This window comes from Pseudomonas sp. P4_C4 (assembly GCF_056402055.1).
Genome location: NZ_JBFUID010000017.1, coordinates 1 through 24,528 on the forward strand (window position 1 = coordinate 1; position 24,528 = coordinate 24,528).

General features: G+C 60.0%; 20 protein-coding genes and 1 pseudogene. 12 read left to right on the top strand and 9 right to left on the bottom strand.

What is annotated here, in order from left to right; translation table 11 throughout:
- Positions 1–35: 35 nt before the first annotated feature.
- The 6 genes from AC1DXW_RS11215 to edd all read right to left on the bottom strand — a co-directional run bounded on the left by AC1DXW_RS11215 (position 36) and on the right by edd (position 8,058).
- Positions 36–1,334, bottom strand: coding sequence for an ABC transporter substrate-binding protein (locus tag AC1DXW_RS11215; RefSeq protein WP_477755238.1), 1,299 nt, complete (start codon positions 1,332–1,334; stop codon positions 36–38).
- Positions 1,335–1,451: 117 nt separating this feature from the next.
- A complete protein-coding gene (locus AC1DXW_RS11220) occupies positions 1,452–2,711 on the bottom strand; it encodes a D-mannose isomerase (protein WP_477755237.1) in 1,260 nt (419 codons plus the stop codon).
- A 197-nt stretch (positions 2,712–2,908) separates the two neighbouring features.
- Positions 2,909–4,336 carry an ATP-binding protein gene (locus AC1DXW_RS11225; RefSeq protein WP_477755244.1) on the bottom strand — a complete coding sequence of 476 codons (1,428 nt, stop codon included), beginning with the start codon at positions 4,334–4,336 and terminating at the stop codon, positions 2,909–2,911.
- Positions 4,337–4,367: 31 nt separating this feature from the next.
- The gene (locus AC1DXW_RS11230) at positions 4,368–5,099 is read right to left on the bottom strand and encodes a response regulator (protein WP_223548771.1); all 732 of its coding nucleotides are present in this window, start codon (positions 5,097–5,099) and stop codon (positions 4,368–4,370) included.
- 176 nt (positions 5,100–5,275) lie between these two features.
- Positions 5,276–6,235 carry a glucokinase gene (locus tag AC1DXW_RS11235; RefSeq protein ID WP_477752509.1) on the bottom strand — a complete coding sequence of 320 codons (960 nt, stop codon included), beginning with the start codon at positions 6,233–6,235 and terminating at the stop codon, positions 5,276–5,278.
- On the bottom strand, positions 6,232–8,058 hold the full coding sequence (gene edd / locus AC1DXW_RS11240) for a phosphogluconate dehydratase (protein ID WP_223445794.1): 1,827 nt from the start codon (positions 8,056–8,058) through the stop codon (positions 6,232–6,234). Before edd ends, AC1DXW_RS11235 begins: the two co-directional genes overlap by 4 nt.
- A 220-nt stretch (positions 8,059–8,278) precedes the next feature.
- On the opposite strand from edd, the gene gap reads away from it, so the two are divergent.
- The 3 genes from gap (at position 8,279) to AC1DXW_RS11255 (ending at position 10,808) form a co-directional block, all read left to right on the top strand.
- Positions 8,279–9,280, top strand: a complete 1,002-nt coding sequence (gene gap / locus AC1DXW_RS11245) for a type I glyceraldehyde-3-phosphate dehydrogenase (RefSeq protein ID WP_477752510.1) — start codon at positions 8,279–8,281, stop codon at positions 9,278–9,280.
- Positions 9,281–9,368: 88 nt separating this feature from the next.
- The gene (locus AC1DXW_RS11250; RefSeq protein ID WP_218427125.1) at positions 9,369–9,833 is read left to right on the top strand and encodes a methylglyoxal synthase; all 465 of its coding nucleotides are present in this window, start codon (positions 9,369–9,371) and stop codon (positions 9,831–9,833) included.
- Positions 9,834–10,073: 240 nt separating this feature from the next.
- Positions 10,074–10,808, top strand: a complete 735-nt coding sequence (locus AC1DXW_RS11255) for a hypothetical protein (protein ID WP_477752511.1) — start codon at positions 10,074–10,076, stop codon at positions 10,806–10,808.
- Between the two features lie 61 nt (positions 10,809–10,869).
- Here the strand turns inward: AC1DXW_RS11255 and AC1DXW_RS11260 are convergent, their stop codons facing one another.
- Positions 10,870–11,742, bottom strand: a complete 873-nt coding sequence (locus tag AC1DXW_RS11260; protein ID WP_477752512.1) for a hypothetical protein — start codon at positions 11,740–11,742, stop codon at positions 10,870–10,872.
- A 623-nt stretch (positions 11,743–12,365) separates the two neighbouring features.
- On the opposite strand from AC1DXW_RS11260, the pseudogene AC1DXW_RS11265 reads away from it, so the two are divergent.
- The 3 genes and pseudogenes from AC1DXW_RS11265 to AC1DXW_RS11275 form a co-directional block, all read left to right on the top strand.
- Positions 12,366–13,382: pseudogene (locus AC1DXW_RS11265) on the top strand (methyl-accepting chemotaxis protein); the annotation flags it as partial.
- Positions 13,383–13,484: 102 nt separating this feature from the next.
- On the top strand, positions 13,485–14,240 hold the full coding sequence (locus tag AC1DXW_RS11270) for a methyl-accepting chemotaxis protein (protein ID WP_477752564.1): 756 nt from the start codon (positions 13,485–13,487) through the stop codon (positions 14,238–14,240).
- A 175-nt stretch (positions 14,241–14,415) separates the two neighbouring features.
- Positions 14,416–15,765 carry a CoA transferase gene (locus AC1DXW_RS11275; RefSeq protein WP_477760011.1) on the top strand — a complete coding sequence of 450 codons (1,350 nt, stop codon included), beginning with the start codon at positions 14,416–14,418 and terminating at the stop codon, positions 15,763–15,765.
- Positions 15,766–15,895: 130 nt separating this feature from the next.
- On the opposite strand, the gene AC1DXW_RS11280 is transcribed toward AC1DXW_RS11275, so the two are convergent.
- Positions 15,896–16,759: a DNA-3-methyladenine glycosylase family protein gene (locus tag AC1DXW_RS11280; protein WP_477752514.1), complete on the bottom strand. Its 864-nt coding sequence runs from the start codon at positions 16,757–16,759 to the stop codon at positions 15,896–15,898.
- Positions 16,756–16,890: a hypothetical protein gene (locus AC1DXW_RS11285; RefSeq protein WP_477752567.1), complete on the bottom strand. Its 135-nt coding sequence runs from the start codon at positions 16,888–16,890 to the stop codon at positions 16,756–16,758. Before AC1DXW_RS11285 ends, AC1DXW_RS11280 begins: the two co-directional genes overlap by 4 nt.
- 440 nt (positions 16,891–17,330) lie before the next feature.
- Here AC1DXW_RS11285 and arcD point away from each other — a divergent pair, with 440 nt between their 5' ends.
- The 6 genes from arcD to AC1DXW_RS11315 all read left to right on the top strand — a co-directional run bounded on the left by arcD (position 17,331) and on the right by AC1DXW_RS11315 (position 24,372).
- Complete coding sequence (arcD, locus tag AC1DXW_RS11290) at positions 17,331–18,758, top strand: arginine-ornithine antiporter (protein ID WP_477760012.1); 1,428 nt, start codon at positions 17,331–17,333, stop codon at positions 18,756–18,758.
- A gap of 51 nt (positions 18,759–18,809) precedes the next feature.
- The gene (arcA, locus tag AC1DXW_RS11295; RefSeq protein WP_477752516.1) at positions 18,810–20,066 is read left to right on the top strand and encodes an arginine deiminase; all 1,257 of its coding nucleotides are present in this window, start codon (positions 18,810–18,812) and stop codon (positions 20,064–20,066) included.
- 24 nt (positions 20,067–20,090) lie between these two features.
- Positions 20,091–21,101 carry an ornithine carbamoyltransferase gene (locus tag AC1DXW_RS11300; protein ID WP_046042231.1) on the top strand — a complete coding sequence of 337 codons (1,011 nt, stop codon included), beginning with the start codon at positions 20,091–20,093 and terminating at the stop codon, positions 21,099–21,101.
- Between the two features lie 188 nt (positions 21,102–21,289).
- Positions 21,290–22,219, top strand: coding sequence for a carbamate kinase (gene arcC, locus AC1DXW_RS11305; protein WP_477752517.1), 930 nt, complete (start codon positions 21,290–21,292; stop codon positions 22,217–22,219).
- Positions 22,220–22,282: 63 nt separating this feature from the next.
- Positions 22,283–22,645 carry a DUF5064 family protein gene (locus AC1DXW_RS11310; RefSeq protein ID WP_477752518.1) on the top strand — a complete coding sequence of 121 codons (363 nt, stop codon included), beginning with the start codon at positions 22,283–22,285 and terminating at the stop codon, positions 22,643–22,645.
- A gap of 218 nt (positions 22,646–22,863) precedes the next feature.
- Positions 22,864–24,372: a sigma-54-dependent transcriptional regulator gene (locus AC1DXW_RS11315; protein ID WP_477752519.1), complete on the top strand. Its 1,509-nt coding sequence runs from the start codon at positions 22,864–22,866 to the stop codon at positions 24,370–24,372.
- Positions 24,373–24,528 lie beyond the last annotated feature (156 nt).

Consider the following 24,528-nt stretch of genomic DNA (forward strand, 5'->3'; position numbering starts at 1 on the left):
CCTGCGGCAGCTCCTACAGGGGGGATGCCAAGGGATTACTGGGCCGCTTTGACAGCCGAGGCCAGTTGGGCGCTGGCCTTGGCCGGGTCAGCGTCCTTGTCGTTCATGAAGTTGGTGACCACGTCGAAGATCGCGCCCTGCACGGCCAGGGAGGTGGCCATGTTGTGCGCCATGCTCGGTTGCAGGCCGCCGGTCTTGTCGTCCGCGACAAAGTCCTTCGCCGATTTCTGGGCGCACTCGTCGAAGCCGAGCTTGTCCATTTCGTTCAGCATGTCGTTACGCACCGGGATCGAACCCTTGTTCATGCTGAAGACTTTCTGGAAGTCGGTACCCAATGCGACCTTGGCCAGGTCTTGCTGGGCAGCGATGTCGCCTTTGCGATCGGCCTTGAGCTTGAACACCGCCAGGGAGTCGATGTTGTAGGTGAAGGCTTTTTCAGTGCCCGGGAACGCTACGCACTGGTAGTCCTTGCCGGCGACTTTCTTCGCCGCAGTCCACTCGCTTTTTGCCCAGTCGCCCATCATCTGCATGCCGGCCTTGCCGTTGATGACGTCGGCGGCGGCGATGTTCCAGTCACGACCGGCGCGGTTCGGGTCCATGTAGCCGGTGATCTTTTTCAGCTCGGCGAACGACTGGGTCATCTGCGGGCCGGACAGGGTTTTCTGGTCCAGGTCGACCAGGGCTTTCTTGTAACCGTCGGCGCCCATGACCGAGAGCACCACGTCTTCGAACACGGTGCTGTCCTGCCAAGGCTGACCGCCGTGGGCGAGCGCGATGAAGCCGGCGGCTTTGAGCTTGTCGCCGGCGGCATAGAATTCTTCGAGGGTGGTCGGGGCTTTTTCGATCCCGGCTTTCTTGAATACTTGCGGGTTGATCCACAGCCAGTTGACGCGGTGGATGTTCACCGGCACGGCCACGTAATCGCCTTCGTACTTGACGGTGTCGGAGACTTTCTTCGACAGCAGGCCATCCCAGTTTTCCGACTTGGATACTTCTTTCAACGCGTCGGTGCTGAGCAGGCCAGTGCTACCCCACTCCTGGATATCCGGACCTTTGATTTGCGCGACGCCCGGCGGGTTGCCGGCTACGGCGCGACTTTTGAGTACGGTCATGGCCGTGGAACCGCCGCCACCGGCGACTGCGCCGTCCTTCCAGGTGAAGCCGTCCTTTTCGACTTGAGCCTTCAGGACATCGACTGCTGCTTTTTCACCACCGGAGGTCCACCAGTGAACGACTTCAACGGAACCTTTGGATTCAGCGGCAAGAACACTGAGGGGGAGCGCAGACAGGGAAGCGAGAGAAATGACAGTAGCGAGGCGAGAAATCGCATTCATCCAGGAGCACCTTTCTTGTTGTTATGCATGCAAGTCTATTGCTTGCGCTGCATAGGAGTTTAAACAGGGGATATCCCCTCGCAGGTAACGAAGGGATGCGCGAATGTCACCGCATGGTTACATAGAACCGCTCTGGGACAACTGCACCAGCGCCGTGGCCATGCTCGGCGCCAGCGCCAGGCGCGGAATCAATACGGCTTGCCAGGCGTGGTAAAGGTCAGGTTTGCCGGGCCAGATATCGGCACTCGGGCGGTTCAGCGGGTCGAGTTCGTGATGCCAGCTGCCATCGCAGCGGTCGATGAAATGACTGTCACAAAATTCCCAGAATAGTCGGTACCAGTGCTCGTACTGCTCATCGCCGGTACGTTTGAGTAGCGCACTGGCGGCGGCACTGGCTTCGCAATGGGTCCAGTGCAGGCGATGGCGGACCACCGCTTTGTTGTCCCAGTCCAGGGTGTAGACAATCCCCGGCGCGCCGTCGATGCTCCAGCCGTGACGGCAATTGTGCTCGAAGAGTTTTTGCGCGTCGGTGACCAGCCAGCCCGGCGTGAGCATCCCTGCTCTCACCCGCGAAGCTTCGAGGTGCAGCAACAATCGCGCCCACTCGAAACCGTGGCCCGGGGTGGTGCCGTACGGGCGGAAGCCGTCGGCGGGGTTGTCGTGGTTGTAGTCCCGCAGCGGCTGCCAGTCGCGGTCGAAATGCTCGATCACCAGGTAATCGTTGGCAGCGGCGTGACCATGGATCACTCGCTCGACAATCCGTTGGGCGCGGCTCAGCCAGCGGTTGTCTTCAGTGACATCGGCCAGGGCGAGGAAGGCTTCAGTGGCGTGCATGTTGCTGTTGGCGCCTCGGTACGCCTCCTCCTCGCTCCAGTCGCGATTGAAGGTCTCGCGCATCGCGCCTTCTTCTTCGCTCCAGAAACAGGTATCGATGATATCGATCGCATCATCGAGCAAGGCTTGCGCACCGGGGCGCTGCGCGACCACCGCAGAACTTGCCGCCAGCGCGACGAAGGCATGCAGGTAGGCGTTCTTGCCGGTGTTGCCATCGCGATGTTCGGCGGCCGCGAACCAGCCGCCATGCACCGCATCACGCAACGGCCCGCGCAGCGCCGCAACGCCGTGATCCACCAGCTCGGCAAAACCCGGCAAGCCCTGAATATGGGCCATGGCGAAGCTGTGGGTCATGCGCGCGGTGTTCATGGTCTGGGCTTGCGCATCAGCCGCGAGACGGCCTTTTCCATCGAGGTTGCCGAAGCCTTCAGGCAGCTTCGAAGCCTTGGCGAAGGCCAGCAGGCGCAAGCCTTCGGTGGCGAGCCATTGCTGATGGGCAGGTGCGTTCAGCCAACTGCTGAAGGCCGGTTGGAAGGTGTCCATGGCGTACCTTTTTTGTTGTTATGACTGTGGAGCAGCATAAACAACGGACGAAGGCGGGCTTGTAACGAAGGGGGTGGGGTTTGTCACCACTCAGTGACAAAGAAAGATCAAAAGATCGCAGCCTGCGGCAGCTCCTACGCCGATCTCTGTAGGAGCTGCCGAAGGCTCGGGCCGCGTTCGGACGATCTTTTGATCTTTCAATCAACCGAACGGGGCAACTGCAGGGTCACCCGCAACCCGCCTTCACGCAGATTCTGCAAACTCACTTCACCGCCATGGCTATGGGCAATGTTGCGGGCAATCCCCAGCCCCAACCCATAACCCTGCTGTTGCCCGGCCAGGCGGAAGTGCGGTTCGAACACCTGCTCCAGACGCTGCTCCGGTACGCCCGGCCCTTCATCATCGACGTGCAGGATGAACGCGCTTTCGTCGTCATCGATGTGCAGGTGCGCGTTCTGCCCATACTTCAACGCATTGTCGATCAGGTTGCCGATGCAGCGCTTGAGCGCCAGCGGTTTGCCCGGGTACGCCGCCAGCGCCCGCCCCTGCTGGGTCACGCGGCCGTTGCCGTTCGGTGCGAGATAGGGTTCCACTAGACAATCGAGCACATGGTTGAGATCCACCGGCTCGATGTTCTCGTGGATGTCGGTGTCTTTCACGCATTGCAGCGCGCCCTTGACCAGCAATTCGAGCTCGTCCAGATCGCGGCCGAACTTGGCTTGCAACTTCTCATCTTCCAGCAATTCAACGCGCAACCGCAGTCGGGTAATCGGCGTGCGCAAATCATGGGAAATCGCGCTGAACAACTGGCTGCGCTCGGTCAGGTAACGACTGATGCGCTCGCGCATGGTGTTGAAGGCGCGCCCGACCTCGACCACTTCGCTACCCCCGCCTTCGGCCACCGGTTCCACGTCGGCCCCCAACGACAGGTCCCGCGCCGCCCGCGCCAGGCGCTTGAGCGGACGACTCTGCCAGTGCACCAGCAGGCCGATGAACAACAGCAAAAAGCTGCTGGTCAGGACGATGAACCACACCTGCTGCGCCGGCAGGCCCTGCTCTTCAAGACTGGTGTAGGGCTCGGGCAAAAGCGAGGCGATGTACAGCCACTCGCCCGGCGCCATCTGGATCTGCGTGACCAGTACCGGCGGGTTCACCGGTTCCAGGGTCAGCGCGTAGTGCGCCCATGAGCGTGGCAACTCATCGAGCTTCAGGCCGCCATTGAAGATGCGCAGGTCTTCCGGGCTGACGAAGGTCACCGAGATGTCGGCGTCCTGACCGAGGGACTGGCGTAGCACTTCGTCCACCGCTTTGAGCACCGCTTCTTTGCGCGGGGTGATGGGCAGCACTTCCATGCCCAGGGGTTTGTCATTGAGCGTCACCACGAACCGGGTACCGCCCATGCTGCGCAACTGATCGAGCACCAAGGGCCGAAACGCCACTGGCAACGAACGAAAATAACTGACACTGGCCGTCATCGAATGGGCCAGGCTGCGGGCGCTGGTGACCAGGCCCTCGAGCTGCGTGGCACGCAGTTGCGATACCCAGATCACGCTCGACAACGCTTGGGCGAACAACACCGCCAGCAAGGTCAACAGCAACATCCGCCCGAGCAGCGAACGCGGCATCGGCACCTTGGCGGCGAGCTTGCGCAATAGCTTAGTGGCCATTGCTGGCAACCACATTGGCTGCCAGTTGGTAGCCGCTGCCGCGCACGGTGCGGATCAGCCGTGGCGGCTTTTCGGTGTCGCGCAGGCGCTGGCGCAACCGGCTGACCGCCATGTCGACGATGCGATCGAGGGGCATCAGTTCACGGCCACGAGTGGCGTTGCCGATGGTGTCGCGGTCGAGGATTTCCTGCGGGTGATCGAGGAACAGTTTCAGCAGCGCGAAGTCGGCGCCCGAGAGAATCACCTCTTCGCCGTCGATGTGAAACAGCCGATGGCTGACCATGTCCAGCCGCCAGTCATCGAAGGCCAGCACCTCACCGCCACTGCGCTCCTGACCGAACTGCGCACGGCGTAGCAATGCCTTGATCCGCGCCTGCAATTCCCGTGGGCTGAAGGGCTTGCCGAGGTAATCGTCGGCGCCCAGTTCCAGGCCGATGACGCGGTCGGCTTCGTCGGAACTGGCGGTGAGCATGATGATCGGCACCTGTGCCTGGCGTGGATGCTGGCGAATCCAGCGACACAGGCTGAAACCGTCTTCGTCGGGCAACATCACATCAAGGATCACCAGATCGGCCGGCGCGTCGTTCAGCGCCTGGCGAAAACCGGCGCCATCGGCGGTGGCACGCACCTGGAAACCGGCGCGGGTCAGGTAGGTGTCCAGCAACTCGCGTATCTCTTGATCGTCATCGACCAACAAAATCGACTTGTTGACTGAGCTCACGGGCGGCGTCCTTGTTGTTTGAATTGGGCGGATTATGCCTGATGCGCAAAATATACAAACACCACAGAAACAACTGTGGGAGCGAGCTTGCTCGCGATGGCGGAGTGTCAGTCAACAAAGATGTTGAATGTAATGACGCCATCGCGAGCAAGCTCGCTCCCACAGTGGATTGCATTTCAGTCGGAGCTGGATTGTTCCAGCGCCACACCCGCACCCATCAATCCCGAATACGGCGCCGTCACCAGCCACACCGGAATCCCCTTGAAGTAATCGCTCATGCAACCCTTGTCGGCGAAGCAGCGGGCGAAACCGCTTTCGAGGAAGAAGTCGGCAAACCGCGGAATCACCCCACCCACGATGTACACGCCACCACGCCCGCCGGTGGTCAGCACGTTGTTGCCGGCCACGCGACCGAGCCAGCAGCAGAACTGCTCAAGCACTTCCACGGCAATCGGGTCGCCCGCCAGCCCGGCAGCGGTGATGGCTTCCGGCGTGTCGAGCACCGGCGTGTGCCCGTCCACCGCGCAGATCGCCCGGTAGACGCGGGGCAAGCCACCGCCACTCAAGGCTGTTTCGGCGCTGACATGGCCGATTTCGTTGAAGATGTGCTGCCAGAGTTGGGTTTCCCGTGGACTGCTCAGCGGCAAATCGACGTGACCGCCTTCGCCGGGCAACGCGGCAAAACGCCCTTCGCCAAGATCGAGCAAGGTGCCGACACCCAGGCCTGTGCCCGGGCCAATCACCACCGCCGGGCGCAACGGCTCCGGCGTACCTTCGCAGACCACGCGGAATTCGCCGGGCTGCAAACGGGTCATACCCAGGGCCATGGCCGAGAAGTCGTTGACCAGCAACAGTTGCTCGACCTGCAAGGTCTGGCAAAAGCCCTTGCGGCTCAGGCGCCAGTGATTGTTGGTGAATTTGAATTCATCGCCACTCACGGGACCGGCCACCGACAGGCACACCGAACCGATCGCCCCCGGCGCCAGCCCCAGGCCACTAAGGTAGAGGCTGATTGCCTCTTCGGGGCTGGGGAAATCTGCTGTCGCCAGCACTTGGACCGATTCCAGTTGCTGGTTTTTCCACAACGCGAAACGTGCGTTGGTCCCACCGATGTCACCGACCAAAGCCAGTTTCAATTAAGCGTCTCCAGGGCAGAAGTGAAGGCGCTGGCGCCCTGCTCCGCCGAGCTGAAGGCCATGCGCATGAAACCGAACAGCTCGCGACCGGTGCCGATGTTGTTGCCCAACAGACCTTTGGCCGGCGTGCGCGCTGCAAATTCTTCGGCGTCCACCTTAAGCTCCAGGGTGCCTTTGACGCCATCGACGCGGATGATATCGCCCTCTTGCACCCGCGCCAAAGCGCCGCCGACATAAGCTTCGGGGCTGACGTGGATGGCCGCCGGGATTTTCCCTGATGCGCCGGACATGCGCCCGTCAGTCACCAGTGCCACCTTGAAGCCGCGATCCTGCAACACACCGAGGAACGGCGTCATCTTGTGCAGTTCCGGCATGCCGTTGGAGCGCGGGCCCTGGAAGCGCATCACTGCGACAAAATCCTTCTCCAGCAAACCGGCCTTGAAGGCATCGGCCAGGTCCTGCTGATCCTGGAACACCATGGCTGGCGCTTCGACGACCTGGTTTTCCACGGCCACGGCGGAGACTTTCATCACGCCACGACCGAGGTTGCCTTCCATCACCCGCAGGCCACCCTCTGCCGAGAACGCGCGGGCGACCGGGCGCAGGATGCTTTCATCGAGGCTGTCGGTCACGCCTTCGCGCCACACCAGCTGGCCATTGTCGAGGAACGGTTCCTGGGTGTAGCGGCTCAGGCCGTGGCCCATCACGGTGTTGACGTTTTCGTGGAGCAATCCGGCTTCCAGCAGTTCGCGGATCAGGAACGACATGCCGCCCGCCGCCTGGAAGTGGTTGATGTCGGCTTTGCCGTTCGGGTAGACGTGGCTCAGGGTCGGCACGACTTCGGAGAGGTCGGCCATGTCCTGCCAGGTCAGCTGAATGCCCGCCGCCATGGCGATGGCCGGCATGTGCAAGGTGTGATTGGTCGAGCCGCCGGTGGCGTGCAGCGCAACAATCGAGTTGACCAGCGAACGCTCGTCGACGATTTCACCAATCGGGATGTAGTCACCGTTCTGCTTGGTCAAACGCGTGACCTGATGCGCCGCTTCGCGGGTCAAGGCGTCGCGCAATGGCGTATTCGGGTTGACGAAGGACGCGCCCGGCAGGTGCAGGCCCATGACTTCCATCAACAACTGGTTGGTGTTGGCGGTGCCGTAGAAGGTGCAAGTGCCAGGGCTGTGGTAGGACTTCATTTCCGATTCCAGCAGCTCCTCGCGGGTCGCCTTGCCTTCGGCGTACTTCTGGCGCACGTCGGCTTTTTGCTTGTTGGAAATGCCCGAGACCATCGGCCCGCCCGGTACGAAGATCATCGGCAGATGGCCGAAGCGCAGCGCGCCCATCATCAGGCCCGGCACGATCTTGTCGCAGATGCCGAGCAGCAGCGCGCCGTCGAACATGTTGTGGGACAGCGCCACGGCCGTGGACAACGCGATCACTTCGCGGCTCGGCAGGCTCAGTTCCATGCCCGGTTCGCCCTGGGTCACGCCATCGCACATCGCCGGGGTGCCACCGGCGAACTGGCCGACGGAGCCGATCTCGCGCAGGGCTTTCTTGATCAGTTCGGGGAAGACTTCGTACGGCTGGTGCGCCGAGAGCATGTCGTTATATGACGAAACTATCGCGATGTTGGCGGAGTTCATCATCCGCAGGCTGTGCTTGTCATCGCTGCCGCAACCGGCCACGCCGTGGGCGAAGTTGGCGCATTGCAGCTTGCCGCGCATCGGACCGTCGCTGGCCGCACCGCGGATCAATGCAAGGTAGGCCTCACGCGTGGCGCGGCTGCGGGCGATAAGCCGTTCAGTGACCTCAAGGACGCGGGGATGCATGTGTAGAACTCCAGGCTAACGGATGTGGCGACCTGATTGTCTATGTTGATCAAAGGCCGGTGTCGATGGGATGACAGACGGTTTGTTTGACCATTCGGACCAGTTGATTCAGGTCACTCGTTGTAGATCGAACAAAATATTGCCATCAAAAAGGCTTGTTTTCTATTTTTTTACGAATAATCTTGTAATTCCAACAACAAAACGACGGTAGCGCCGCAATATGACTCTTCGAATCGCAATCAATGGTTTTGGCCGCATCGGCCGTAATGTCCTGCGTGCACTCTATACCCAGGGCTACCGTCAGGATCTGCAGATCGTCGCCATCAACGATCTGGGCGACAGCGCGATCAATGCTCATCTGCTCAAGTACGACACCGTTCACGGCACGTTCGATGCCGATGTCCAGCACGATCTGGAGAGCCTGACGGTCAACGGCGACCGCATTTCGGTCAGCGCCATCCGCAACCCGGCCGAGCTGCCTTGGGCCGCGGAAAAAATTGATGTGGTGTTCGAATGCACCGGTCTGTTCACCGACCGGGCCAAAGCCGCCGCGCATATTACAGCCGGCGCGCGCAAAGTGATCATCTCGGCCCCGGCCAAAGGCGCCGACGCTACCGTGGTTTACGGGGTGAACCACGACATTCTGCGCCAATCGCACCAGATCATTTCCAACGCATCGTGCACCACCAACTGCCTGGCCCCGGTGGCCCAGGTGTTGCATCGCGAATTGGGTATCGAAAGCGGTCTGATGACCACCATCCACGCCTACACCAACGATCAGCACCTGACCGACGTCTATCACGTCGATCCGTACCGCGCCCGTTCGGCCACCCAGAACATGATCCCGAGCAAGACCGGTGCTGCCGAAGCGGTGGGCCTGGTGCTGCCGGAACTGTCGGGCAAATTGACCGGCATGTCGGTGCGCGTACCGGTGATCAATGTTTCGCTGGTGGACCTGACGGTGCAGCTCAAGCGCGAAGCGTCGGCCGATGAGGTCAATGCGCTGATGAAAGAAGCCAGCCAGCACTCGAAGATCCTTGGGTACAACACCCTGCCGCTGGTCTCCAGCGACTTCAACCACAACCCGCTGTCGTCGATCTTCGACGCCAACCACACCAAGGCCAGCGGCAAGCTGCTCAAGGTATTGGCGTGGTATGACAACGAGTGGGGCTTCTCCAACCGCATGCTCGATAACTGCCTGGCGCTGTGCAACGCCGAGTAAGCGAAGCTTACGACTGTAGGAGCTGCCGGAGGCAGCTCCTACAGATACGTGCAATGCACAGCATCGTGTTCATGCCTTGGAGCCCCCCATGATCGGCATCAGCTTTACACAAAAGACCCTGGCGGCGCGCAAGCGTATCGCCCTGGTTGCCCATGACCACTGCAAGGTGTTCTTGCTGGACTGGGCCGAACGGCAAAAAGACAGACTGGCCCAGCATGATCTGGTCGCCACCGGCACCACGGGTTTGTTGTTGCAACAACGCCTCGACCTGCCGGTACAAAGCATGATCAGCGGGCCACTGGGCGGCGACCAACAACTCGGCGCGCAAATCGCCGAGCAGCGGGTCGACATGCTGGTGTTTTTCTGGGACCCGTTCGAACCCCAGCCCCACGACCCGGATATCAAGGCATTGCTGCGGGTCGCAGCGGTGTGGAACATCCCGGTGGCTTGCAACGAATGCAGCGCCGACTACCTGCTCAGCAGCCCGTTGATGGATCAGGCGCATACCCATCGGATTCCCGATTACGCGACCTATTTGCAGGGTCGCGCGTAAATGTGCTGCGGCCCGCAGTTCGCCGCGCCTGAGTGCCTGGCTGGGCAATCTGTGGATCTGGTCACGACCGGAATCACTGCCGCAATCACCTGAAGTCTCCTCAAGCCGCCCTGTAACAGCCGACAACGGCACACTTGAAAGTACCTACTTCCTGCTCGGATTTCTCCTACGTGTTTATCAGGTCATCCATGACCGGGTTTGGCCGTTAAGCACCATGAAACCCCACAACGAGAAGCTGACATGAATGTAAGTGCCGCTGCATCTTTTCAAGTTCCGTATCCGCAAACATTGAAAGCGAACACGGAAAAAGCCCAGCCTGAGAAAGTTGACATTCCGGTAATGAATGACAGGTTAAGGTTGACCATCGAGAAACTCCGAGCTCCTCAAAGTGAAGCTAGAAATCTCAGCAGCGAAAAACTGAATGAGGTGGATGAATTTTTGAATGCGCTCGAACCACATAACGAGTTCACTGACCTCCCCCCTCGGATAAAAAGCTACAGACATTCAATGATTAGGCATCATGAATTCTACGCAAGTTTGACGCTAAAAAAAATGGAAGGGATTTACTCCGATTTCAAAAAAGACCTGCAAAGCAAATGGTCTGGCTTGGCCAATAAAGTAATGGGCTTCACCGTGGCCGAAGACGGTCAGTTGAAAGTCACTTCGCCCCCCGACACACTGACTGCCAGGGATGAGGAGATATTGAATACCCTGTTGAACGAGACCAAAGGTTTGCAAACCCTGACACTCAAGCATGCCAAGCTCGTAATCGAACTGGTCCAAATGGATAAACCACAGTTCGAAGGCAAGGTGAATCTTGACCTGCGCAACTTCCATAAGATGATTGACTATGGATTATTGCTGAACAAAGGTGCGCTTGACCTGAGAAATTCAGACTCCTGGCTGGATCAATTGCATAAAAACGCTGAAAAATATCCGTTTGAAAAAAGGCAGGGGCTACACATCGAAGCCTGATCGTTTGATAAAGCCCGGTAACGCGGGTGTGCACTACCGCGTTACCGGGAATATAACAGGCCTAGTTACGCAACATATTTTGATAGCATATCTGAGCAAATGAAACGTTCCGCACGTTGTAACCTCCCACCCCCGAATCCTCTTTGCGTTGAACCTGGATCAACCAATACCCCAGGTTGTATTCAACTTCCCACTTATAGCGATACTTGCCACTGCTGGTCCAGAAAGGATCAGACTTCAACTGGCCATAACACCTGCCCAACTCAAGGGCTTGCACAGCGCTACCAGTGCTGTCCGTTATAAGATCGAACCTTTCATCATCCGCCCCCGCCCCCTTGTTCAATATCAAGGTAGCGGTAGCACCTTCGAGCGGTTGCCCGGTCGAATCCCTCAATCGGACCGACCAATTCAAGACTCTGTAGGCCTGTGTGGTCGCCCAGTAGTGCCGCAGATCACCGGTATCGCCCTGGACACGACTGTCGGCGTAGTAAGGCGCTGAACCAAACTCGAGCTTGTAGATATCACCTGCCACGAACGGGGCGGACGGCTTCTTCGAGATACGAACCTGAACTTCCTCATTCGGCTGTAAGCCAGACACCGTAAAGGGTACACCCCAAGGGATTACGGCCCATGTGCCATTTCGATTGTATTCCAGCGTCAATGGCCCGCCTTTCGTCCCACTCGCATGGATCCACACATCCTGTCCCCGCACCGCCATGAAGCTGTATTGCTTCACATCCGTTTCGTCAGCCAGACTTTCCTTGAGGGTGTTCAGTTTGTCCGGCAATACCGTTGCCGCCGAGGGAATTTGAGAGGCGATACCCGAAACAGCTGCCGAGCTCAGAAAAGACATCGCAGGTGCCGCACCTGCCGCCAATAACATCCCCCAAAACAACAACACCGAGCGAAGCCCGATCCCTTTAAAACAAGTCATACACATGAAGTCCTTCTCATTATTTTTTGTCAGATGCCAGAAGCGAAAACTTCCGCAAGCGTTCCACCGAGGTGGCCTGCGCATTTAAGCGGTCTGCCCTGAATGAGAAGCGGTACATATGTATTTCGTGAATTTCATTTTCGGCGCCACTGCCCTGAAATGACTCCGCGCTTTTTCCTATTTTTACCCCCATTTTCGGCACATTTTTCTGCGCAAACGTTCAACCACTACCGTTCGTCGAGTTACCCCTCATGTAACCTCAGCGCCACGCCGATGTGCATTGATCGGCGCTAAATGGATTTAGCGAGTGAGCCGCAACGGCCCACAGCCAACACTTCATCCATTCGCGAGTTCGCCTCATGTTCGACTCACTGTCCATTCGCCTGAAAATCGTCCTGCTGTCCGGTCTGTGCCTGCTGGGTGTAGTCGCCTTGATAGTGGGCATGAACATTTACCAGACCAATCAGAACGATGACCTGGTCAACGATTCCAGCAGCAGAATGCTTACCGCCAGTGTGCAGGACCTGCTTCAGGCCAAAGCCGCCGAGCAAGCGGTGCGGGTGCAGAAGACCTTCGGTGAAACCCTGACGGTGGTGACCGCCCTCGCGGACCAGATCAAGGACATGCGCACCCTGGCCGCCAAGCGCGAGCTTGCGCCCGGCGCCCTGCGTGAAGAGTTGAACCAGAGCCTGAAAACCGCCTTTGAGCGCAACGGCAAAGTGCTGGGCATCTGGCTGGCGTTCGAACCCAACGGCCTGGACGGCAAGGACAGCGAGTTCGCCAACGACGCCGCCCGCCAGTCTAACGAGAACGGCCGTTTCGCCACCTACTGGAGCCGCGCCGGGGGTGAGCCGCTGAACACGATCATGGTCGAAGAGGACATGACCAAAACCACCCTGAACCTCAGTGGCACGCCGTACAACGTCTGGTACACCTGCCCGCGGGACAGCCAGCGCACCTGCCTGCTCGACCCCTACGCCGATACTGTCGGCGGCAAGGAAGTGTTGATGACCACCATCTCCGTACCGCTGCTGGTGGATGGCAAGTCCATCGGCGTGGTCGGTATCGACATCGCCCTTGATGCCCTGCAAGCGGCGGCGGTTGATTCCCAGCGCGTGCTGTTCAACAGCGCCGGACACATGCTGATCGTCTCCGGCACTGGCGTGCTGGCTGCCTACAGTGTCGATGCCGGTAAAGTCGGCAAGAACATCGGCGACACCCTGGGCGCGGATGGCAAGGACATCCTGCAATTGCTCGCTACTGGCGCGCCGAAGATTCTCCAGCAAGGTGACCTGATCCGCGCGGTGTACCCGGTGAGTCCGATTGCCGATGCCAAGGCCTGGGCCGTGGTCATCGACCTGCCCAGGCAAGTGCTGCTGGCCGACTCGGTGAAGCTGCAGGCCGTGCTCGACGATGCCCAGCAAAGCGGCACGATCAAGGCGCTGTCGGTGGCGGTGATCGCCGGCCTGCTCGGGCTGTTGCTGATGTGGCTCACCGCGTCGGGCGTGACCCGGCCGATCAACAGCGTGGCACAAATGCTCAAGGCGATTGCCAGTGGCGACGGCGACCTGACCCAGCGCCTGCACTACAGCAAGCAGGACGAACTGGGCGAACTGGTGAGCTGGTTCAACCGCTTCCTCGACAAGCTGCAACCGACCATCGCGCAGATCAAGCAAAGCATCACCGATGCCCGTGGCACCGCCGACCAGTCTTCAGAAATCGCCCGCCAGACCAGCGAAGGCATGCAGGTGCAATTCCGCGAAATCGACCAGGTCGCCACCGCGTCCAACGAGATGAGCGCCACCGCCCACGATGTCGCCAACAGCGCCTCGAACGCGGCCAACGCTGCCAAGGGTGCCGACCAATCGGCCCGCGACGGCATGTCGATCATCGAGCGCAGCACCCGCGATATCAATCAACTGGCCGAAGAGGTCAGCAAGGCCGTGACCGAAGTCGAAGCCCTCGCGGTCAACAGCGAGCAGATCGGTTCGGTGCTGGAGGTGATTCGCAGCATCGCCGAACAAACCAACCTGCTGGCGCTCAACGCGGCGATTGAAGCCGCCCGTGCCGGCGAGAGCGGTCGCGGCTTTGCGGTGGTGGCCGATGAAGTGCGCAACCTGGCCAAGCGCACCCAGGATTCGGTGGAAGAAATTCGCCTGGTGATCGAACGCATCCAGTCCGGCACCCGCGGCGTGGTCGCGACCATGCATTCAAGCCAGACCCAGGCCCACAGCAACGCCGGGCAGATTCAGCAGGCGGTCCAGGCCTTGAGCAAGATCAGTGACGCGGTCACCGTGATCAGCGACATGAACCTGCAAATCGCCAGCGCCGCCGAGCAGCAAAGCGCCGTGGCCGAAGAGGTCAACCGCAACGTCTCGGCGATCCGCACCGTCACCGAAACCCTGACCGGCCAGGCCACCGAATCGGCACAGATCAGCAGCCAGCTCAACGCCCTGACCACCCAGCAGATGAAGTTGATGGATCAGTTTCGCGTTTAAAGCACCGACCGAAGATCCCCCTGTGGGAGCGAGCTTGCTCGCGATGACGGAATTACATTCAACATCAATGTTGATTGAAAGACCGCTATCGCGAGCAAGCTCGCTCCCACAAGGTTTCACATGATCCAGCCATGTTTTGGACTAAGATCTGGCTCTCGTTCCGGAGGGCCCTTCGATGACTGATCTGCTCACGTCCATTCAAGCTGCACTCGGTTTGCCTCACTATCCGATTCCATTCACGTCCAGCGGCGCCCTGCCCTCGGCGTTTGCCGTCACGGATCTGGCCTGCGCCAGCATCGCTGCCGCCGGCCAGGTCGTCAGCGAACTGCTGCACCAACAAACCGGACGCCTGCCCGATCTTGAAGTTGACCGGCGTTTGGCGTCCTTCTGGTTCTCAACCTCGATTCGCCCGATCGGCTGGAGCGTTCCGCCGCTGTGGGATGCGGTGGCCGGTGACTACGCCACCCGCGATGGCTGGATTCGCCTGCACACCAACGCACCCCACCACCGCGCCGCTGCCGAACGCGTGCTCGGTGCCTGTACCGACCGCGCAGCGATGGCCGGTAAAGTGGCTCGATGGGCGAAAAGCGAGCTGGAGCAGGCGGTAGTCGATGCCGGTGGCTGTGCCGCCGAAATGCGCACCTGGGATCAATGGCAGACCCATCCTCAAGGCCAGGCGGTAAATGCCGAACCCTTGATTCATTTCACCAGCCACCCTGGCCAGAGCGACAAACCGTGGGCGGGCTCAGTGGCCCGGCCACTGTCTGGCATCAAGGTGCTGGATTTGACCCGGGTGCTGGCAGGCCCCATCGCCAGCCGCTTTCTGGCCGGCCTGGGCGCTGATGTCTTGCGCATCGATCCGCCGACCTGGAACGAGCCGGGGGTGGTGCCGGAAGTCACATTGGGAAAACGCTGCGCGCGTCTTGATCTGAATGACAGGTCCGACCGCGGCATATTCGAATGCCTGCTCAAGGATGCCGACATTCTGCTCCACGGTTATCGCGCCGATGCACTGGAGCGACTTGGCCTGGGCATGAATGAGCGCCGGCAACTGAACCCAGGCCTGATCGATGTTTGCCTCAACGCCTATGGCTGGATCGGCCCCTGGCAAAACCGAAGGGGCTTCGACAGCCTGGTGCAGATGAGCAGCGGCATTGCCGAAGCGGGCATGCGCTGGAAACAGGCGGACAAGCCGACACCGTTGCCGGTCCAGGCCCTCGATCACGCCACCGGGTATTTGATGGCGGCCAGTGCGATCAGGTTGTTGGCAGAGCGCTTGAGCCGCGGGATGGGGGGATCGGCCCGGTTGTCGTTGGCGCGTACGGCGAAGTTGTTGATCGAGCATGGGCCAGGGACGAGTGAAGCGTTACATACGGAAAATGAGCAGGATCTGGGGTTGATGGTGGAGCAGACACCTTGGGGGCCGGCGCACCGGTTGCACGCTCCTTTGAAGATCACAGCGACGCCGTTGCAATGGACGCTTCCGGCCACGGAATTGGGTTCACATCCCGCACAGTGGTGGTGACTTTTAGATAGCTATCGCGAGCAGGCTCGCTCCCACAGGTGAGCGGGTTCTCCCGGACGACCGCGATCAAATGTAGGAGCGAGCCTGCTCGCGATGGCGCCAGTGGAGACAACACTAAACTCGCTCCCGATCAGTCCGCCCGACTCAACGAAGTCCACAGCACCTGCGCCGCATACCCTCGATAAGGCTGCCAGCTTTCGGCTCGCGCCAAAAGCTGCCGCGCCGTCACCGGCCCACCCTCCAGCGCCGCCAATGCATTGATCAACCCCACGTCGCCATTGGGAAATCCATCCATCTCCCGCAACTGTCGCAACGCAATGTATTGCGCCGTCCAGTCGCCAATCCCATGCAAGGCCAATAACCGCGCTACGCCTCCCTCCCGACCGGGCTCGAACAACCGTGGATCATCGAGTAATGCCTGGGCCACCCCCGACAACGTCCGGCCTCGGCTTTTCGGCATGCCCAACGCGGCCAGATCTGCGCCTGCCAAAACGCTGGCCTCGGGAAACACATGGGTCAACCCCGGCAACCGTGAATGGAATGGCGTGCCGTACTGCGCCACCAGTTTCCCCGCCAATTTGATCGCCGCCACCACCGTGATCTGCTGCCCCAGTACCGCGCGGATCGCCAACTCCAGGCCATCCCACGCCCCCGGCACACGCAGCCCGGGGTGCTCGGCAATCAGCCGCGCCAGCAGCGGATCAACTGCCAGGTGCCGGTGAATCGTGGACAGGTCGGCGTCCAGATCAAACATCCGCCGCACGCTTGCGACGATTGCAGGGACGGCGCCCGGATCAGGAAAATCCAGGGTCAACTCAAGGGCATCCAAGGTGCCAGGCTGGATCGAGAACATACCGCAAGCACCGTTCAAACCGATGCTGCGCGAATACACACCGTCGACCACCGTTTCCAACCCGACAATCGCCCGCGCCGACAAAAACCCGAGCAGCGCCGGCCAGTCATAGGGTGGCTGGTACGCCAGCAACAGCTTCACAGACTCAACAAGCCGCTGTACACGCCATAGGCCGCCAGCCCCGCATAACCCAGAGCGATGCCAGCAATCATCGAACCCACCACCAACGCGATCAACGCGCTCAGGCGAAGCTTGTTCGGTGATTGCGACATCGTTGCATCTCCATTTTTGGGGGCGGCAACTGCCGCGAAGTCGTCACATAACGGGCGGCAACTAAACTGATGAAGAGTAATAACGTTTATTGGATAACGCCAACAAGCTTCTTTTTTACTTGCACAAAATGGCTATTTTTACACCGATATAATCATTTGTTTTATACGTCTTTTTAATACATCAATTCAGTACAAAAAATGCATGAATAAAATTTGCAGATTTTGAAAAACCAACTAGCGTCATAATTCGAAACAAATGCTAAAAAGTTCTTGAATAATCTGCAAAAGCCTCTAGAACAGGCATTACAGGCAGCAACATTGTAAATGATGGCACTCCGCCAACAAACTGGGAACGCTCTCATTTAGTGATCTAAGTCAGCTGATTGAGCAGTCAACGGAATTAGTCTGTTGCCTCTCTTCTCCTGCATTGGAGTCATGCAATGTCTGAAGCTCCCGGAAAACTGAAACTCGGCGCGCTGGTTGCGTTAGTCGTGGGTTCGATGATTGGTGGGGGGATCYTTTCCTTGCCACAAAACATGGCCGCCAGTGCCGATGTCGGCGCCATTCTGATTGGTTGGGCGATCACCGCCGTCGGCATGCTCACCCTGGCGTTTGTGTTCCAGACCCTGGCCAACCGCAAACCCGACCTTGATGGCGGGGTTTACGCCTACGCCAAGGCCGGTTTCGGCGACTACATGGGCTTCTCGTCCGCTTGGGGGTACTGGATCAGTGCCTGGCTGGGCAACGTTGGCTACTTCGTCTTGCTGTTCAGCACGCTCGGCTACTTCTTTCCGCTATTTGGGGAGGGGAATACCCCTGCCGCCGTGATCGGCGCCTCGGTGCTGCTCTGGGCCGTACATTTCCTCGTACTGCGAGGAATAAAGGAAGCAGCGTTCATCAACCTGGTGACCACCGTCGCCAAGATCGTGCCGCTGCTGCTGTTCATGTTGATTGCATTGTTCGCCTTCAAACTGGACATCTTCACCGCCGACATCTGGGGCCTGAAGAACCCGGACCTGGGCAGCGTGATGGACCAGGTACGCAAAATGATGCTGGTCACCGTGTGGGTGTTCATCGGCATCGAAGGCGCGAGCATCTTTTCGGCCCGGGCGGAAAAGCGCAGCGATGTGGGTAAGGCCACTGTGATCGGCTTCGTCACCGTGCTGCTGTTTTTAGTGCTGGTCAACGTGCTGTCGCTGGGGATCATGACCCAGCCGGAACTGGCCAAACTGCAGAACCCCTCAATGGCCGCCGTGCTGGAACACGTGGTCGGTCACTGGGGTGCGGTGCTGATCAGCGTCGGTTTGATCATCTCGTTGCTGGGGGCGTTGCTGTCGTGGGTGCTGCTGTGCGCGGAGATCATGTTCGCCGCCGCCAGGGACCACACCATGCCGGCGTTTTTGCGCAAGGAAAACGCCAACCATGTACCGGTCAACGCCCTGTGGCTGACCAACGCCATGGTGCAGATTTTCCTGATCATCACGCTGTTCTCCGCCAGCACTTACCTGTCGCTGATCTACCTCGCCACCTCGATGATCCTGGTGCCGTACCTGTGGTCGGCGGCCTACGCGTTGCTGTTGGCGGTGCGTGGCGAAAGCTACGAAGGCGCGGCGGGCGAACGGCAGAAGGATCTCATCATCGGCGCCGTGGCCCTGGTCTACGCGATCTGGCTGCTGTACGCCGGCGGCATCAAATACCTGCTGCTGTCTGCCCTGCTCTACGCCCCCGGCGTGATCCTGTTCGCCAAGGCCAAGCTGGAAATCAACAAACCGGTTTTCACCAACGTCGAGAAGCTGGTTTTCGCTGCGGTGGTCGTCGGTGCCGTGGTGGCGGCCTACGGTCTCTACGACGGTTTCCTGACCCTTTAGCTCCTGTTTCTAGAAGCACTACCCTGTTTTGTCATCTGGAGGATCACTGTAATGACCACGGAAAAAGTTAAGTACGGCGTCCATTCCGAAGCCGGCAAACTGCGCAAAGTCATGGTTTGCTCCCCAGGACTTGCCCATCAGCGGCTGACCCCGAACAACTGCGATGAACTGCTGTTCGATGATGTGCTGTGGGTGGCCCAGGCCAAGCGCGACCACTTCGACTTCGTCACCAAGATGCGCGAACGCAACATCGATGTGCTGGAAATGCACAACCTGCTGACCGACATCGTCGCCATCCCCGAAGCCCTGGACTGGATTCTGGAACGCAAGATCACCGCCAACTCGGTGGGTCTGGGCCTGATCAACGAAACCGCCTCGTGGCTGCGCAGCCTGGAGCCGCGCAAGATCGCCGAGTTCCTGATCGGCGGCGTATCGGGCGATGATCTGCCGACCAGTTTCGGTGGCAAGGCCATCGAGATGTTCCGCGACTTCCTCGGCAACTCCAGCTTCATCCTGCCGCCGCTGCCCAACACCCAGTTCACCCGCGATACCACCTGCTGGATCTACGGTGGCGTCACCCTCAACCCGATGTACTGGCCGGCGCGCCGTCAGGAAACCCTGCTGACCACCGCCATCTACAAATTCCACCCCGCGTTCACCAACGCCGACTTCCAGATCTGGTACGGCGACCCGGACAAAGACCATGGCAACGCCACCCTTGAGGGCGGTGATGTGATGCCGATCGGCAACGGCGTGGTGTTGATCGGTATGGGCGAACGCTCGTCGCGCCAAGCCATTGCGCAACTGGCGGTGAACTTGTTCAAAAACAAGGCCGTCGAGAAAGTGATCGTCGCCGGCCTGCCGAAATCCCGCGCGGCGATGCACCTGGACACCGTGTTCAGCTTCTGCGATCGCGACCTCGTCACGATCTTCCCGGAAGTGGTGAACCAGATTGTCGCCTTCACCCTGCGCCCCGATGAAAGCAAGGCCGGTGGCATCGACATCCGTCGCGAAGAAACCAACTTCCTCGATACCGTGGCCCAGGCCCTGAACCTCAAAGCTTTGCGCGTGGTGGAAACCGGCGGCAACAGCTTCGCCGCCGAACGCGAGCAATGGGACGACGGCAACAACGTAGTGGCCGTGGAACCGGGCGTGGTCATCGGCTATGACCGCAACACCTACACCAACACCCTGCTGCGCAAGGCCGGTGTGGAGGTCATCACCATCAGCGCCGGCGAACTCGGCCGGGGACGGGGCGGCGGCCATTGCATGACCTGCCCGATCATCCGCGATCCGATTGACTACTAACCTGTTCACCTTAGGAGATCCAAAATGGCGTTCAATATCCATAACCGCAATCTGCTGAGCCTGGAACACCACACCCCTCGCGAATTGCGCTACCTGCTCGACCTGTCCCGCGACCTCAAGCGTGCCAAGTACACCGGCACCGAACAGCAGCATCTCAAGGGCAACAACATCGCGCTGATCTTCGAAAAGACCTCGACCCGCACCCGCTGTGCGTTCGAAGTTGCAGCCTATGACCAGGGCGCCAACGTCACCTACATCGACCCGAACTCTTCGCAGATCGGCCACAAGGAAAGCATGAAGGACACCGCCCGTGTGCTCGGGCGCATGTACGATGCCATCGAGTACCGTGGCTTCAAGCAGGAAATCGTTGAGGAACTGGCCAAGTTCGCCGGTGTGCCGGTGTTCAACGGCCTGACCGACGAATACCACCCAACGCAAATGATCGCCGACGTGCTGACCATGCGCGAACACGCCGACAAGCCGATCCACGAGATCAGCTACGCCTATCTCGGCGATGCGCGTAACAACATGGGCAACTCGCTGCTGCTGATCGGCGCCAAGCTCGGCATGGACGTGCGCATCTGCGCGCCGAAAGCCCTGTGGCCGGCGGACGACCTGGTGGCTCGCTGCAAGCAATACGCAGAAGAAAGCGGCGCGCGCATCACCCTCACCGAAGACCCGAAAGCCGCCGTCAAGGGCGTGGACTTCATCCATACCGATGTGTGGGTGTCGATGGGCGAGCCGGTCGAAGCCTGGGCCGAGCGCATCCAGCAACTGCTGCCGTATCAGGTCAACGCCGAACTGATGAAAGCCACCGGCAATCCGCGCACCAAGTTCATGCACTGCCTGCCGGCGTTCCACAACAGTGATACCAAGATCGGCAAGCAGATTGCCGAACAGTACCCGCACCTGAAGAACGGCATCGAAGTGACCGATGACGTGTTCGAGTCGCCGGCCTGCATCGCCTTCGAGCAAGCGGAAAACCGCATGCATACCATCAAGGCGATTCTGGTGTCGACGCTGGCGGATCTCTAACGGCTGACTCGGCTCCCACTGACGGAACATACCCCCCTGTGGGAGCGAGCTTGCTCGCGATAGCGGAGTAACAGTCAACAAATGTGTTGAATGTGAAAGAGTCATCGCGAGCAAGCTCGCTCCCACATTGATCGGGTTCCCACCGGGAGACAGAGTGCCTGCAACCTTTTTACTAGAAGGACTGCACCATGCGCATCGTCGTAGCTCTTGGCGGTAATGCCCTGCTCCGCCGCGGCGAACCGATGACCGCTGACAACCAGCGCGTCAACATCCGGATCGCCACCGAACAGATCGCCAAGATCCATCCCGGCAACCAACTGGTCATCGCCCACGGCAATGGCCCGCAAGTCGGCCTGCTGTCATTGCAAGCGGCGGCCTACACCTCCGTCACCCCTTACCCGCTGGACGTGCTCGGTGCCGAAACCGAAGGCATGATCGGCTACATCATCGAACAGGAACTGGGCAACCTGCTGGACTTCGAAGTGCCCTTTGCGACCTTGCTGACCCAGGTCGAAGTCGATGCCAATGACCCGGCCTTCAAGAACCCCACCAAGCCCATCGGCCCGGTCTACAGCAAGGCCGATGCGGAAAAACTCGCCGCCGAAAAAGGCTGGGCCATTGCCCCGGACGGCGACAAATATCGCCGCGTGGTTGCCAGCCCGAAACCGAAACGCATCTTCGAAATCCGTCCGATCAAATGGCTGCTGGAAAAAAGCAGCATCGTGATCTGCGCCGGCGGCGGCGGCATTCCGACCATGTATACCTCGCCCGGCAAACTCGAAGGCGTCGAAGCGGTCATCGACAAAGACCTGTGCTCGGCGCTGCTGGCCGAACAGCTGGAAGCCGATCTGCTGGTGATCGCCACCGACGTCAACGCCGCCTTCATCGATTTTGGCAAACCCACGCAGAAAGCCATCGCCCAGGCCCACCCCGACGAAATGGAAAAACTCGGCTTCGCCGCTGGTTCCATGGGACCGAAGGTGCAGGCAGCCTGCGAATTCGCGCGCCATACTGGAAAAGTGGCGGTGATCGGCTCGCTCGCGGACATCGAAGCGATCGTCCAGGGCAAGGCCGGCACACGCATCGGCACGGCGACACCGGGCATCAGCTATCAGTAAACAAAACTGCGGGGCCGGCCTGAGGCCTGCCCTGATTCAAGACCTTTTGAAGGAGAGTCAACAATGGCAACGTTCGAGCCGGGTCACCTGCACATCGAGCGACACGCGCTGAACAAGGACGACGTCAGCTACAACATCTACCTCGACTATGAAGTCAGCCAGGATCCCAAGGAAGGCAAAGGGATGCTGTTCAAAATGCACGGCAGCATTCAGAACAAAGACATGAGCGAGTCGTTCTTCCTGCCCAAGGACATGGCCTACAACTTCGCCAGCAACGTCACCAAGATTGCCGAGAAGTACGGTGTCCCGAAAACCCATAGCAACATCGGTTCGGTGCACAAACATTACGACGCCATGTTCGAAGATGTGCGGGTGCAGCTGAACATGAAATCGGGCGACCCGGTCAAACCCGAGCACCTGGAATAACCCCGGATTCTGTGAACACCACCGATCACTGTGGGAGCGAGCTTGCTCGCGATAGCGGCCTGTCATCCAACATTGATGTTGACTGACACACTGCCATCGCGAGCAAGCTCGCTCCCACAGGGGATAATGTCGTCCTGAATATCGGCGGCACATTTCACCATTAGCCCGCCCCAAGGCATACTTGCCACCCTCCGCACTGCAGAACCCAAGACCGCCCCATGCGTATCCACGTCAGCTTCATCGACCGCGTCGGTATCACCCAGGAAGTCCTGGCCCTGCTCGGCGGGCGCAATCTGAACCTGGATGCGGTGGAAATGGTCCCGCCCAATGTTTATATCGACGCCCCGACCCTGAGCGCGCAAGTGCTCGAGGAACTGCGCGATGCCCTGTTCAGCGTGCGTGGCGTACAAGCGGTGACGGTGGTCGACATCCTGCCCGGCCAGCGTCGTCACTTACAGCTCGACGCGTTGCTCGCAGCCATGACCGACCCGGTGCTGGCACTGGACAGCGACGGCAAGGTGCTGCTGGCCAACCCGGCCCTGATCGCCCTGTACGGCCGCGAACCGGACGGTGAAAGCGTGGCCGAGCTGTTTGCCGACCCGGCCTTGCTCGACGCCCTGCTCGAACACGGCTTTCGCCTGCCGCTGCGGGAAATCACCGTCAACGGCCAGACCTTATTGCTCGACGCCACACCGATCACCGACGCCGGCGCCCTGCTGACCCTGTATCAACCGAACCGCATCGGCGAACGCCTTTCCGCGCTGCACCATGACCACGCCGAAGGTTTCGACGCACTGCTCGGCGAGTCCCCGGTGATCCGCACCCTCAAGGCGCGCGCCCAGCGGGTGGCGGCCCTCGATGCACCGCTGCTGATCCAGGGCGAAACCGGCACCGGCAAGGAACTGGTGGCCCGGGCCTGCCACGCCATCAGCGCCCGGCACAGTTCACCGTTTCTGGCGTTGAATTGCGCGGCATTGCCAGAGAACCTCGCCGAAAGCGAACTGTTCGGCTACGCCCCCGGCGCTTTCACCGGCGCGCAGCGAGGCGGTAAGCCAGGACTGATGGAACTGGCCAACCAGGGCACGGTGTTTCTCGATGAAATCGGCGAGATGTCGCCGTACTTGCAGGCCAAATTGCTGCGTTTCCTCAACGACGGCAGTTTTCGCCGGGTCGGCGGTGACCGTGAGGTCAAGGTCAACGTACGGATCCTCAGCGCGACCCACCGCGACCTGGAAAAAATGGTCAGCGAAGGCCTGTTCCGCGAAGACCTGTTCTATCGCCTCAACGTCCTCAACGTTGAAGTGCCACCCCTGCGCGAGCGCGGCCAGGACATCCTGCTGCTGGCCCGCTATTTCATGCAGCAGGCCTGCGCGCAGATCCAGCGCCCGATCTGTCGCCTGGCGCCAGGCACTTATCCGGCGCTGCTGGGCAACCGCTGGCCGGGCAACGTGCGGCAATTGCAGAACGTGATCTTCCGCGCCGCGGCGATTTGCGAAAGCAGCCTGGTGGACATTGGCGACCTCGACATCGCCGGCACCTCGGTAGCGCGCCAGAGCGACCATGACGTCGACAGCCTGGAACAGGCCATGGACGAGTTCGAGAAAACCCTGCTGGAAAAACTCTACATCAGCTATCCCTCGACCCGGCAACTGGCGACCCGCCTGCAAACCTCCCACACGGCGATCGCCCATCGGTTGCGCAAGTACGGCATTCCCGGCAAGGCCTGAGGCCTCAATGTCCAATCCACCGCAGATCCCTGTGGGAGCGAGCTTGCTCCGGGCGGCGTTCCGACGATGGCGTCAGAACTTCAACATTGATGGTGACTGACCCACCGCTATCGCGAGCAAGCTCGCTCCCACAGGTTTTGTGTCCAGCATGAAACC